Consider the following 14,181-nt stretch of genomic DNA (forward strand, 5'->3'; position numbering starts at 1 on the left):
AAAAACCAAGCATATATATTTTGTTAATACCCTAGAAAAACCAATGGTTGATTACATCTAAAGATATTACACAAAATTATGGACTTGACTCTCTTATCTGCAATTTTACTGAGAACTGCTTTTAACAAACCTCTTATCTGCAATTTTGCCTAGAACTGCTTTTAACGTACCTCTTATCTGCAATTTTACTTAGAATTGCTTTTACTATTCCTCTTATTAGTATAATCTCAGTAAGAATGCGTATAAAAATGAAAATTACAACCGATTTTGTAAGTGCTGACGCCTGAGGGAATAGTATGTGCGAGAGACTAATGGCTCGAGCCATACCCCTAGGCAAGCATGCACGTACAAAATCGTAAGATAAAAAAATAAGCATATCACTGTAAACTTTAAAAAATCAGTTTAGTGATATGCTTATTTATTTCGAGTTAGGATTTATGTCCCAAGCTCATCAAGCACAATCGGCCACTAGTTTATTTCTCTATCTTATATGTTCTGATATGGTCTTCTATACTGTATAAGTATACTTTTGAATATGGATCTTGTGTCAATTCACGTTCGAAATCAAATTCTTGATTATCAAATCTGTTAAAGAATGTTTCGTATTCTTCGACTGATAATTGCTCTCTAGATTCTAGCATATTTAAGTGTTTCTCTTTATCTAATGCTTTGTCATATCCTTCAACGATTGAACCACTAAAGATTTCTCCTACTGCTCCTGAACCATAACTAAATAGACATACTTTCTCTTCTGGTTGGAATGTGTGGTTCTGTAATAACGAAATTAAACTTAAGTATAATGATCCTGTATAAATGTTACCAACATCTCTATTCCATAATACTGATTCTTGGTAAGCATCCATTAATCTATTTTTGATTGAATCTTCTACGTTTTCGTTTAAAATAGTCTTGAAAGCCTTTTCCCCCATTTTAGTAAATGGTACGTGGAAACAGAATGATTCAAAGTCGTTTACAGTATATCCAGTACGTTTAGAGTATTCATTCCAAACTGTATTAAATGATTCGATATATGCGTCTTTAGATAAAGCGCCATCTACGACAGGATATTTTTCAGAAGTTGGTCTCCAAAAATCGTATACATTATTCGTATATGCTACGCTATCGTCATTTAATTCTAAAATTCTAGGATTATGACTTAATAATAACGCAACTGCTCCTGCACCTTGTGTAGGTTCGCCACCTGAATTTAATCCGTAACGTGCAATATCTGATGCGATAACAAGAACTTTTTTACCAGGATTGTTGGATAAGAAATCTTTTGCAAGTTGTATTGCTGCAGTAGCAGAGTAACATGCTTCTTTCATTTCTATACAACGCGCGAAAGGTTGAATATTTAATTGATTGTGTATTTCAACAGATGCTGCTTTTGAGTGATCAATTCCCGATTCAGTAGCTACGATTACCATATCGATATCTTTTTTGTCTTGCTCAGATAAAATATCTTGAGCTGCATTAATACCCATTGATATAATATCTTGGCTCACAGGATTAACAGCCATTTTTGTTTGGCCAATACCAATCTTGAATTTATTTGGGTCTACTTCACGAGCTTTTGCCAAATCATCCATGCTAACATAGAAATTTGGGATGTAAAAATCTAATTTATCAATACCTATTGCCATAATAATTTCCTCTCAATATGTTATTTTATAGTTAAATCATATCAAAATAACATATTTAATGACAATTATTAATAAATAAATTTTTTAAGGAGAACATAAACATGAACAAAGTTGTAATAGTTAGTGCTCAAAGAACACCTGTAGGAAAATTCAGAGGAAAGTTGAGTAACTACTCTGCAGTAGAATTAGGGACTGCTGCATTAAAATCTGCAATTAACAAAATTCAACTAGATCCTAATCATATAGAAAACGTTATTTTCGGGAATGTCATTCAAGCAGGAACTGGTCAAAACCCAGCACGTCAAATAGCAGTTAACGCTGGTTTACCTTATTCAACACCTGGTATGACTGTGAATGAAGTTTGCGGTTCAGGTCTTAAATCTATTATTTTAGGTAAACAACTGATCCAACTTGGAGAAGCAAATGTTGTTGCTGTAGGCGGCGTTGAAAGTATGACGAATACACCAGACCTTATTCTTAAAAAAGGTGATTCACCAGTAAAAAGCTTTATGCATGATGGCTTAACTGATGTGTTTCATCAAATAGCTATGGGCTTAACTGCTGAAGAAATAGCAACTAAATACGAAGTTACTCGTACACAACAAGATGAATTTGCTATGAACTCTCATTTGAAATCTGACAAAGCAACAAAAGCAGGTAAATTTAACGAAGAGATAGTACCTCTAGAAGATCTAAATGGTGAAACTATGACTTCTGATGAATTAATTAGACCTGAAAGCAATATGGAAGACTTAGCAACTTTAAAAACAATTTTCAAAGAAGATGGCTCTGTTACAGCTGGTAACGCATCTGCTTTAAGTGATGGCGGTTCTGCTTTAATTCTTATGAGCGAAGCATATGCTAAAGAAAATGGTTATACAATTTTAGCTACTTTAGGACAACATGCCGAAATAGGTTGTGATCCATTATACATGGGTTACGCACCTTTTTATGCAGTAGAAGCTTTGTTAAACAAAACTGAAAAAAGTATTGAAGATATTGATTTAGTTGAGATGACAGAAGCTTTTTCAGCACAAAGTATTCCTGTGAAAAAGAATCTCAACATACCAGATGAGAAATTCAACATATACGGTGGCGCGATTGCTTTAGGACATCCACTAGGTTCAACAGGATCTAGACTTGTTACGACACTTACTCATGCGTTGAAGCAAGAAGATAAACATACTGGCATAGCGACTGCTTGTATTGGCGGTGGCCTAGGTATCGCATTAATGATAGAAAAAGGAGCAGGACTTTAATGAAACCTTTAACAAAAGATTTCAGACACTTATCCAGACCAGAAAAAATTAATCAATTAAAAGAACATGGTTGGATTCAAGAACAATCTGAACAAATATTACTAAACAATTCAGAAATAGATAAAGAATTATTAGAGAACTTAATCGAAAATGTAATCGGTCAAGGGACTTTACCAGTTGGCGTATTGCCTGAAATTATTGTGAATGGTAAATCGTATGCTGTTCCAATGATGGTTGAAGAGCCTTCAGTTGTAGCTGCAGCAAGTTATGGCTCTAAATTATTTAACAAGTCCGGTGGTCTAAAAATCATTCAAAGCGACAATATTAAATTAGGTCAAATTGTATTTGATAATGTAACAGACACTACACAATTATCTAAAGACATCCTTGAATTAGAACAAGAAATACACCAAATGGCTGATCAAGTCTATCCATCTATTTTAAAAAGAGGTGGCGGATATCAAAAAATCGAAACTGATGAATTTCCAGAAGAAGGTATGCTGTCATTAAAAGTATATATCGATACTCGTGACGCAATGGGTGCTAATATCATCAATACAATTCTTGAAGGTATTGCACATTATTTAGAAGAACAATTAGACGACACTGATATATTGATGAGTATTTTATCAAATTATTCAACAACTTCAGTTATAAGCATTCAAGGTGAAATCGCTGTATCTGATTTAGAAAAAAGTAATATGAGTGGCGAAGAAGTTGCACATCGTATGGAAAGAGCTTCTGTATTAGCTCATATCGACCCATATAGAGCTGTAACACACAATAAAGGCGTTATGAATGGTATAAGTTCTGTCGTACTTGCTTCAGGTAATGATACAAGAAGCGTTGAAGCTGGTGCGCATGCTTATGCTAGTAAAGATGGTCAGTATAGAAGTTTAACTACTTGGAAATATGATAGAGAAGGACAATGTCTTGTAGGGACAATAGAGCTACCTTTAACGCTTGGTATTATAGGAGGTAGTATTGATCTCTTACCGATGTCTAAAGTTACTTTAGACATATTAAACGTTGAATCAGCACAAGAGTTAGCTCATATTGTAGCAGCAGTCGGTTTAGCACAGAATTTCTCTGCATGTCGTGCACTCGTTTCTGAAGGTATACAACATGGTCATATGAACTTACACTACAAATCTTTAGCGATTAAAATCGGTGCAAAAGGTGTCGAAATAAATCTCATAACTGAAGCGCTTAAAAATATGGACAAACCAAATTTAGAAACCGCTCAAGCATTGCTTTATGAAATGAGAAATAATTAAAGATAGTATATAGATACACTATTTATTTCTTAGCACTTATTGACTTTCCGCTCTTGTAAAATATAAGCTAGTGGAAGCGAAAAAAGACTAGGAGAACACATCATTATTATGAAAAACAAACTAAGTTTCAAAGAAAATCTATATATAGGGTCATTATTATTTGGCTTATTTTTCGGTGCAGGAAATTTAATATTTCCAATACATTTAGGTCAAACAGCTGGTGCAAATGTTTTTACAGCTAACTTAGGTTTCTTAATTACTGCGATTGGATTGCCTTTCTTAGGTATTATTGCAATTGGCATTTCTAAGACGAATGGCATATTCGAAATAGCAACAAGAGTAAATACTAAATATGCTTATATTTTTACAATTTTACTTTATTTAGTCATTGGTCCATTTTATGCATTACCAAGACTTGCGACTACATCATTTGAAATTGCTTTTACGCCATTCATTTCAAAATCATCTATCACGTTATATTTATCAATATTTAGTATTCTATTCTTTTTAGTTGCTTGGTTCTTCTCGAAGAAACCATCTAAAATTTTAGAATATATCGGCAAATTTTTAAACCCGATATTTTTAGTATTGTTAGGCGTGCTTATTTTATTAGCTTTCATTAATCCGATTGGTAATATTTCTAGTGCTTCAATTAGTGCTGATTATGAAAACAGCGCATTGTTAAAAGGATTTATAGACGGTTACAATACGTTAGATGCATTAGCAGCACTTGCTTTCGGCATCATTGTTGTTTCAACAATTAAAAAGCTTGGTGTTACAAATCCAAATCACATTGCGAAAGAAACTTTTAAATCAGGTACTATTAGCATCGTGTTAATGGGTGTTATTTACAGTTTGTTAGCATTTATGGGTACAATGAGTTTAGGTCATTTCAAAGCTAGTGAAAACGGTGGTATTGCATTAGCGCAAATTGCTCAATATTACCTAGGTGATTATGGAATAATCCTATTATCATTAATAATTATTGTTGCTTGTTTAAAGACAGCAATCGGCTTAATCACAGCTTTTTCAGAAACATTTACAGACCTATTCCCTAAGCAAAACTACTTAATGTTCGCGACAGTAGTCAGCATTATATCATGTGTATTTGCTAATGTCGGTTTAACAAAAATTATCGAATATTCAACACCAGTATTGATGTTCTTGTATCCATTAGCGATTACAATTATATTGCTAACACTATTTAGTTCATTATTTAATCACTCAACAATCGTTTACCAATTTACAACTTATTTCACAATGATTGCTTCATTTGTAGATGGTATTAAAGCTAGCCCAGAATTCATTGCGAATACTAAATTTGCACATGTAGTCATTACATTTGGAGAAAAATGCTTACCATTCTTCACTATCGGTATGGGTTGGGTACTACCAGCTGTAATAGGCTTTATTATAGGGTTCATCGTATACAAACTTAAAAAAGAACATTATACAGCAGCATAATTAATAACTGTTTTTATAAAATCTTATGATTTTGTTCGTGCATGCTTGCCTAGGGTATGGCTCGAGCCTGTAGTCTCTCACGCATACTCTTCCCTCGGGCGTCAGCACTTTACAAAATCATTACCAATAACTATTTATATAAAATCTTACGATTTTGTTCGTGCATGCTTGCCTAGGGTATGGCTCGAGCCTGTAGTCTCTCACTCATACTATTCCCTCAGGCGTCAGCACTTTACAAAATCGTACAAATATTCATTTTTATACAAAAATAAGAGCAGAAATTCAATTTTAATAAGGAATTTCTGCTCTTTTTAAAGTTCTAGGATATTTATGTCTTAAGCTCTAATTTGTAATCAAATCTACTTTTATAGATACCCTTATCAGCAGTTTTGCCTAGTGCTGCTTTTAACGCACCTCTTATCAGCAATTTTACTTAGTACTGCTTTTAACACTACCCTTATCAGCAATTTTGCCTACTATAAGGTTGTCTTCCCATTACAAACTTGAATACATGGAATTCTTTTAATAATATACCAACGCCTAAACAACATCCTACGATAAAGAGTAAGGATACTGGTATGAATATAATTGTTTTTTCTTGGAATATGCTTGTGTATTGGAATATATATTCAAGTATGATTGGATGTAATAAATATATAAAGAATGAATACATACTTAGGATCTCGACTGAGTTATACATAAATGTTTCGAATTGCGAACTGAAATTGATCAGTAGTAAAAATGCAAAACTAATATATAGTAAAATGCGATAATCCATACTACTTACCATCCAGTAATCGTGATCTCCTACTAATTCAAAAGTTAAATATGCTGCTATTGTTAAAAATATAATTAATGCGATGTTTTTACTTACAAAGTATTTTATTTTAGCGTAATTATGCCCTAAATATGAGCCTAAGAAGTAGTAGAATATCCAACCAACTATAAATGTTTCGGGACTAAATGGATAATATGTCTCCACAAATTTCGTTACGCTGTCTATATTTTGATGACTATATAAATAGACTGTGTTGACGATAAATGCTATGATGAGACTCCATTTTGAATACAATATTTTAGAGTTAATTCGATAAATCAACCAGTTTAATAAGAAGAACTGAATAATGATAATAATGAAATAACCATACCAATTACCTTGAATAACATTCTCTAAAAATTGTTTTAGAAATGAATTATTTAATTTAAGGCTTTCAGAATAACTATAAAATGCACCCATAATAAGATATGGTAGTAAAATGAATTTTAAGCGTGATTTTAAATATCCTGCCTTTAGTTTCTCGTTATAATTTAAAGTTGTTAATAGCTGAGATAATATAATAAATGAAGGTGTCCCGATGATTAATATCATTCTAATCCAATATAGTACTTGGATTTGATTATCATCTGGTTCGTTTGTATTACTAAATTCTGTCAGGACATGCGTTAACACGATCAATAAACAGAGAAATGTTCTTAAATATATAAATTCTATGCGTCTTCCTTTATTCATGATTAAATCCTTTCCAGTTTTTAACGAGTTTGTTAAAGGCATCATCACTTACCATAACTCTTGGAATAATATAGTTGTCATTGTCTGCAACTACTGCTTTTTCTTTCAAAGTAAACCCATATTTGATTGAAGTGTCTGCTTTAAGTTGATCAACTACTTCATCACTCATTTGACCATATGGATATGCAATAGCCCGTGTATTACCATCTAATTCGTCTTTAATATATTGTGTGCTTTTATTCATATCTTTCTTAATACCTGTTGTTTCAGCTGATTTAATAAGTGTTGATGTCTTCTTTTTCATTGAATGCATATTATGTGTATGTGATGCAAAATCCCACAATCCACTGCGTTTCATTTTTAACAATTCTTTTTTAGACGAAAGACTAATATTGTGAAAATCATCAGACCCTACTTTACCTGTTATGACAAATCCTGTAGCGTGTACATCGTATTTTTTCATAAGTGGGAAAGCATTGTCGTATATACTTTCATCCATGTCATCAAAGTTGATCCAAACACAATTTTTAGGGAATTTGCCATCTTCTTTATATTTTATAAACTCATCTAAAGTGACAAAGTGAGCTTTATGTTCTTTCAACCACTTAATATGTGATTCAAATTCTGTATCTGTAACGCTATAAATTTTCAATTCTTTACTATTTGAGAAAGCGGATAATAATTTATCAATCCATGTATCTTCTCTGACTCTATGATAATTTAATGCTAGACAGCCATTCTCTTCTCCACCCAATGATTTCTTTTTAGCAAAAGTAACATCATCATGTGGATACAAAAATAAACACAACAAAAAAACGATCATAAATCTTTTACATTTCATCATAAGGTAAAACTCTCTTTCTTTTAACATTAAAGATAAATGTACACATTAAATAAACGACGATGATTGCTGACCCTATCATGAAATAGCTAAAGATTGTAAAGATATCACCTTTGTCAATATTTAAAATCACTCTTACCATTTGGATAAAATGATTATTGTAAGGTAATAACGACCCAACCATTACAAATAAAACTGTTACACAATATAACCAAAGTATTGTTGATGCTATAAATACGATTGTTTCTCTATAAATATTTAATCTTGATTTGACTCTTTTAAGTTCCCTCTGTCTGGACTTGTCCATGTAGCAAACTCTCCTTTTTTACGTTTTAGTGCTTTTGGAAAAGCAACAATCACAACTAACGCATTGATTATCCAATAAAATGTTGGATACCAACTTAAGAAAATAACAAACAAATTATTTTTGCGCTCATACCTACTATCAATCATTAATGAAAGTGTACATTGTATAATGTTAACGAATGTAAGTAAGAAGGCAGAAAGTAGAAAAATGTTTAATTGATAATCGTAAAAATAATAATCCAAGAAGTTTAACTGGAGAAGTGTGTACGCTAGTATGACAACTATTCCATACACCCAAACTACAGAGAGAATTTGTTCAAGAAATAGTAACGATAATGAAACATTACGTACTTTTAGCATGTTTTTAAAATCTCTTAATATAACTTCGTGCCCTCCTTGAGACCACCTTACTCTTTGTTTCCAAAGTCCATTAAATGTCTCCGGTACAAGCATCCAACATAACGCTCTTGGTTCATATTTAATTTTGTAACCTGATAAATGAAACTTCCATGACACAGCAATATCTTCTGTAATCATATCTGTATCCCAGAAATCATTTTTCTGTAATGCTTTTTTGTTAAATAACGAGAATACACCAGATATTGTATTAACATATCCATTTATTGTTTGTGCTCTTTTAATACTTCCAATCATACTTGCATATTCAATCGTTTGAATCTTGCCTAACAATGTAGACTTATTACGAATACGTGGATTACCTGTCACTGCACCGATTGAAGCGTCATTGACTAAACTTTCAATCATATAATAAGGTGCATCGTCATCGATAATTGTATCTGCATCCACACACATCAAATATGGATATTTCGCAAGTTTAGCTGCAACATTTAAAGCATTTGCTTTTCCTTTATTCTCTTCTAAATTGATGAATTTGATGTGATATTCATCTTCTAGCTTTAACAGTTCTTCTTTCGTGTGATCCGAACTACCATCATTAACGGCGATAATTTCTTTCAGTGGAAAAGATAATCCATCTAAATTCTTAATCGTGTCCGCTATTGTCTCGGCCTCGTTATAACAAGCTATAATAAACGAGATACCTTCTGACGGATGGTAGTTAATATTTTTACGCTTTAAACGCCTTTCGATAAAAATATAATAAATTAATGTCCCAATTATCCAAAAAATCGACATAGTAATGGGATAAGCAATAAAAAACATCAATAATAATTCCATAATTTTCCTCCTAACTAACGACCGGTAGTTTGTCAGATAATTATATCATCTTATTTAAAAAAGGCAATGCGTAATTTATTGAGTGAAATGTAAACGCTATACCAGATGATTTTTACCTAATTTTGATGTATAGTTATCCATATGAAATAAAGGAGGCAATGGCAGTGAATAATACATCTGAGAAACTTATCCAAATAAGTATGAGAACCTTTTCTGAGAAAGGTTACTATGGAACATCACTAAATAATATTGCCAATGATTTAGGTGTCAAAAAATCAAGTTTATATAACTATATAAAAAGTAAAGACGACCTTTATGGGATATGTTTAGAAAAGTGTATGAAAAAAGGACTAAGCTTAATTGAAAACATTAATACACAATCAGATAATTTACATGAAGAACTTCTCTCCTTTCTTCGAAGATATATATATGATTCTGATTATATGGTGAAATTCTATTTACAATTATCATTTGCGCCATGTAACTTCACAAAAGATATAGAAGAATATAACGATAAATTTGCTGTCGTCTTTAGTGATAAATTAAGACAAATACATTCGTATAATCAACTAAAAATAGATCAAGACGATTTCGTGTTATTTGTTAATATGTTTGTAAACGGTTGGCTTTATAAAAAAGCCTTCGTACAATCAGCGACAACCCCGAAAAAAATTATAAAAGAATTCGAACAACAAGCTAATTTGTTGCTAAATAGTATCCAAAATTAAGAAAAATAAATACATTTTTTTATTACCGCATTCACAACCAAATAAACACATGACTTAAGTTTTGATTATTTGATGTGTAAAGAGGCTGGGACAAATTAATTTGTCCCAGCCTCTTGTCATTATATTTACTCTTAACTGATGAAGTGCTAACTAACAACCCGCTCATATATGATTATTTTATATAAATAAGATAATTTAAATGATGAATTTAAATACATTTGTGGTTAAATTTGTTTTCAAAACCTTTTTAATTATGTATAATTTGATTTAAAAAGAAAAGATGAAATAACTTTTTAAAAATTTTTAAAGTTTTTATTTACAGTTTTTGTTAGAAGTCTATAATTTTCGGGTATTACAATTATAGAATTTGTAGAGGAAGAGGTTTAACAATGGTCATGAAACATGGGAAAGACTATTACGAAGATATTAGTGATGATTTATTATATGTGTCTCAAGAAATTAATCAAAAAATTTCTGATGATGTATACAACTTGTCAGAAGAATTAGACACAATAAAAGAAATTATAGAAAGGTTGGAATCCCCATCAGATTAATTTATGAAAATTTTTTACTATAACTATTCCCATCATTTTTGGGAGTAGTTATTTTTTTATATACATTTCAACTTATTTCACGAACTGAAATAAGCTTTTATTAACGGTATTTCTTGGTTAATCAATTCTGTTTGTGACATATTCAATGCATCTTCTCCCCAAAATGATAAGGCTGATCCTTTCACGTTGTCACTGTCTACTTCTTGATAAGGTTCATTAGTGTAGAAAAACTTATTATATGCATATGCCCAACTTATGTAATCAGCTTGTTCTTCGATATCTGCATTAGTAAATTGATTCGATGGTAAAAAGTATAATGAATAAAAGTTATAATTATATATTTTGAAATCATATTCCGCGAAATCTTCTACAGTTAAATCTGATTTACTGTTTTCATTTTGTTTCCAATATAAAATTGAGAACGTATCATTTAAAGACTTAATCCCTTCATGCGAAATCATATCGTTCCACATTTGAGGCTCATAACCTTGCCCTGCAGCGTAACTTCCAATGTTATTCATATAACTTATAAAATCACTTTGGTAAGCATCCCCGCCTGGCACTTCATCTCCACCTAATACTATTCTTTGCTGGCCATTATATTTTGGTTGATTAAATAATGTTGTTATTTCACCTATGTGTCGCTTACTTATAGCTAAAGCTTTATCATTTGAGAAAAAATCAAACGTATTATCACTATAGTCACTAATAATTTGATTATACAAATCTTTATCCTCATTCTTTATCAATGATAAAAGAGCTTTTGAATGGGAAGGAAAATCAATATCTGGAACTACCATTACATTCAACTCATTGCTGTATGCTATAAGTGATTTTATTTCTGCCTTTGTTAAATAATTTTCATTTGGAATACCTTGATGCGAGAAATAATCTGACTCGATTGCATAATTTTCATCATCAGAAAAATGCAATTGAAGATATTGTCCATTATTTTCATGAATAGTATCGACTATTTGTTTTAAGGACTCTAATGAGTATTCTTTTCTAGCAATGTCTACCGAAACACCTTCTTGAATACTTTCTGCACTTACATCTTTAAATGAAAAAGCAGTGCTAAATAAAAAAGTTATAACAAGTGCAAAAATAAATTTCATATAGCCACCTATTTTCTATAGTTTGTAGAGACTGCGTTGAATATGAAACATATAATAAATGAAATAAAATATTTTTAAAAAATCAGCAAACTAAATATAATACTAGTATAATGTTTTTACAATAATCAAAAATATGCAATATAATGTTCTTGGTATAGAAGTTCCCCGCTAATCCTAAAATAAACATATATAATAGAAGAAATTCGTATGAAATAACCGATTTTCGTTAGCATATTACCTTTTAAATAAAGTAATTTGTTTTTCCGATAAAATATAAAACATAGATTAACTACAGCTTGTATATTTTATAAGTTTGTTATGTAGCATATATAAGTGATTTTTAATAACATGAATATGAGAAACTACTGACAAGGGAGATAAAGAACATGAAGATATCAATTTTTGGTGCAACAGGAAGAGTTGGTCAAGAAATATTGGATCATGCACTTAACGACGGACATGACGTGACAATATTAGTTAGAAATAAAGAAAAAATAGCACACACACATAAACACTTAAATATTATAGAAGGAAATGCCTTAAATAAACGTGATGTGGAAGAAGCAATACAAGGAAATGAAGTAGTGATAAGCGCGCTAGGTACAGATGGTTCAACAACATTAACAGATGTTATGCCGATGATTATTGAAGAAATGGAACAAGAAGGCATCCGTCGCATCATCACAATAGGAACTGCAGGAATATTACAAAGTAAAACAGAAAGTAACCTGTTACGCTATCAATCAAACGAATCAAAAAGAAAAACTACACGCGCTGCAGCTGAGCACCATAAAGTGTATGAGCTGTTAAATCAATCTTCACTAGATTGGACAATTGTGTGCCCAACCTATTTACCAGACGGAGAACGGATTGGTAAATACCGCGTTGAACAAAATTATTTACCAGATAATGCTGTGAAAATATCCGTACCAGATACAGCAGACTTCGCTTATGCTCAAATATCGTCAGATGAATATATTAAAGCACGCGTTGGCATTGCATATTGATCATAGATTTTAATTAGAATATCGCGTTTTCGGGTTTTCGGGTCGATAATTTATTTTATCGGCCTGTATTTTGCGTTTCTGGACCGCTAATTTATTTTATCGGTCCGTATTTTGCGTTTCTGGACCGCTAATTCTTTTTATCGGTCCGTATTTCTCATTTCTGGACCGCTAATTTTATTTATCGGTCCGTATTTTGCGTTTCTGGACCGCTAATTCTTTTTATCGGTCCGTATTTATCATTTCTGGACCGGTAATTTTATTTATCGGTCCGGATTTTCCGTTTTCGGGTCGATAATTGAATATGTCCATATAATTGTGTAATAAAATAAGAGCCATATATAGCTCACTTTATTACAATGTAATCGACGAAGAAAAAATTGTAGAGGTGACTATATATGACTCAATTAAATATTAACATAGATTTTGAAGAATCGACACCTACAACATGACATAAGCATGCTAGAAAATGTACTTTAAACCAGATATATCAAAACTTTAAGGGTAACTAACCTCGCCGGCTATAGTTACCCTTATTATCGAGATAAGAAAAATAAATAAACCCAAATTAACAAATAAGAATCTATACTCTCCTATTAAAACAACAAACTTTTCAAAAAAAAGATATCCCATAAAGTCATGGTGTACAAGTAATGGTTATCTATAAATAACAATATAAGTAATCACAAAAATAATTATAAAGTCAAAAAAATCAATTTCTTTCTTTGATGAAAGTAATACATTATTTACTATATAGTTATTTTTAATACCTTCTTGTTTCTTTAAAAACTTTGAAATCATAATGTATAACTTCAAAAACAAATAATAAACGACAAACACAACTAAAAATATAAAAAATAACTTAAACATAAAAATCCTCCTAGATCTAAAACCCTATTTTCTATTCTAATTTTTTCAAAAATTTTCTCATCATAAACGTCGATAATATTATTTATTCATCATTATCATTTTAATATAGCTTCTAATTCAAAAAAACAGATAGAAATAAATAAATTATATCGACAATATGAGAGCTCTGTCAGGTGAATCTGTATTTCTCATTTCTGGATCGCTAATTTATTTTATCGTCCTGTATTTCATGTTTTACTTCCATCCCACTAGAATGTTTCATATGAAACAGTTCTAGTGGGATTTTCTTATTCTATTTTAGTCAAATATGACTAAACATAATATAAAAAGAATACTCAATATAATAGCTTGCAATTATTTTTTATTATTACCTTTCATTGACAAAATACTCAAACATTTTATAATTGAGAATG

The 14,181-nt window shown here is 31.1% G+C and carries 13 protein-coding genes; 6 read left to right on the forward strand and 7 right to left on the reverse strand.

The genetic code is table 11. The features are described 5' to 3' along the window. Nucleotides 1-473: 473 nt before the first annotated feature. Nucleotides 474-1,643, reverse strand: a complete 1,170-nt coding sequence (locus CD129_RS08940; RefSeq protein ID WP_115337011.1) for a hydroxymethylglutaryl-CoA synthase — start codon at nt 1,641-1,643, stop codon at nt 474-476. 101 nt (nt 1,644-1,744) lie between these two features. On the opposite strand from CD129_RS08940, the gene CD129_RS08945 reads away from it, so the two are divergent. The 3 genes from CD129_RS08945 to brnQ all read left to right on the forward strand — a co-directional run bounded on the left by CD129_RS08945 (nt 1,745) and on the right by brnQ (nt 5,643). After that, nucleotides 1,745-2,902 carry a thiolase family protein gene (locus tag CD129_RS08945; protein ID WP_078357491.1) on the forward strand — a complete coding sequence of 386 codons (1,158 nt, stop codon included), beginning with the start codon at nt 1,745-1,747 and terminating at the stop codon, nt 2,900-2,902. Beyond that, nucleotides 2,902-4,179 (forward strand): hydroxymethylglutaryl-CoA reductase, degradative, encoded by a 1,278-nt coding sequence (locus CD129_RS08950; RefSeq protein ID WP_078357492.1) that lies wholly within the window; start codon nt 2,902-2,904, stop codon nt 4,177-4,179. The genes CD129_RS08945 and CD129_RS08950 overlap by 1 nt, the downstream gene beginning before the upstream one ends. Before the next feature lie 108 nt (nt 4,180-4,287). After that, the gene (gene brnQ, locus CD129_RS08955) at nt 4,288-5,643 is read left to right on the forward strand and encodes a branched-chain amino acid transport system II carrier protein (RefSeq protein WP_174221859.1); all 1,356 of its coding nucleotides are present in this window, start codon (nt 4,288-4,290) and stop codon (nt 5,641-5,643) included. Between the two features lie 460 nt (nt 5,644-6,103). Here brnQ and CD129_RS08960 read toward each other — a convergent pair whose 3' ends face one another. Genes CD129_RS08960 through pgaC form a run of 4 tightly spaced genes read right to left on the reverse strand, consistent with a single transcriptional unit; the run spans nt 6,104 to nt 9,497 of the window. Next, nucleotides 6,104-7,153 carry an acyltransferase family protein gene (locus CD129_RS08960; RefSeq protein WP_115337924.1) on the reverse strand — a complete coding sequence of 350 codons (1,050 nt, stop codon included), beginning with the start codon at nt 7,151-7,153 and terminating at the stop codon, nt 6,104-6,106. Further along, nucleotides 7,146-7,997, reverse strand: coding sequence for an intercellular adhesin biosynthesis polysaccharide N-deacetylase (gene icaB / locus CD129_RS08965; RefSeq protein WP_238418552.1), 852 nt, complete (start codon nt 7,995-7,997; stop codon nt 7,146-7,148). Before icaB ends, CD129_RS08960 begins: the two co-directional genes overlap by 8 nt. Next, complete coding sequence (icaD, locus tag CD129_RS08970; RefSeq protein ID WP_115337009.1) at nt 7,984-8,301, reverse strand: intracellular adhesion protein IcaD; 318 nt, start codon at nt 8,299-8,301, stop codon at nt 7,984-7,986. The genes icaB and icaD overlap by 14 nt, the downstream gene beginning before the upstream one ends. Continuing rightward, a complete protein-coding gene (gene pgaC / locus CD129_RS08975) occupies nt 8,253-9,497 on the reverse strand; it encodes a poly-beta-1,6-N-acetyl-D-glucosamine synthase (protein WP_115337008.1) in 1,245 nt (414 codons plus the stop codon). The genes icaD and pgaC overlap by 49 nt, the downstream gene beginning before the upstream one ends. Nucleotides 9,498-9,661: 164 nt before the next feature. Between pgaC and CD129_RS08980 the strand changes: the two genes are divergently transcribed. Then, a complete protein-coding gene (locus tag CD129_RS08980) occupies nt 9,662-10,225 on the forward strand; it encodes a TetR/AcrR family transcriptional regulator (RefSeq protein ID WP_160149107.1) in 564 nt (187 codons plus the stop codon). Between the two features lie 389 nt (nt 10,226-10,614). After that, nucleotides 10,615-10,779, forward strand: a complete 165-nt coding sequence (locus CD129_RS13215; RefSeq protein ID WP_157946496.1) for a hypothetical protein — start codon at nt 10,615-10,617, stop codon at nt 10,777-10,779. A 77-nt stretch (nt 10,780-10,856) separates the two neighbouring features. On the opposite strand, the gene CD129_RS08985 is transcribed toward CD129_RS13215, so the two are convergent. Next, on the reverse strand, nt 10,857-11,894 hold the full coding sequence (locus CD129_RS08985) for a family 20 glycosylhydrolase (protein ID WP_115337007.1): 1,038 nt from the start codon (nt 11,892-11,894) through the stop codon (nt 10,857-10,859). A 386-nt stretch (nt 11,895-12,280) separates the two neighbouring features. Between CD129_RS08985 and CD129_RS08990 the strand changes: the two genes are divergently transcribed. Continuing rightward, nucleotides 12,281-12,901, forward strand: coding sequence for an NAD(P)-dependent oxidoreductase (locus CD129_RS08990; protein ID WP_107509538.1), 621 nt, complete (start codon nt 12,281-12,283; stop codon nt 12,899-12,901). 654 nt (nt 12,902-13,555) lie between these two features. Here CD129_RS08990 and CD129_RS08995 read toward each other — a convergent pair. Next, entirely contained in the window at nt 13,556-13,768 is a 213-nt protein-coding gene (locus CD129_RS08995) for a hypothetical protein (protein ID WP_107509539.1), read from the reverse strand. Nucleotides 13,769-14,181: the final 413 nt, after the last annotated feature.

It is taken from the genome of Mammaliicoccus fleurettii, from assembly GCF_003970575.1.
Lineage (GTDB): Bacteria > Bacillota > Bacilli > Staphylococcales > Staphylococcaceae > Mammaliicoccus > Mammaliicoccus fleurettii.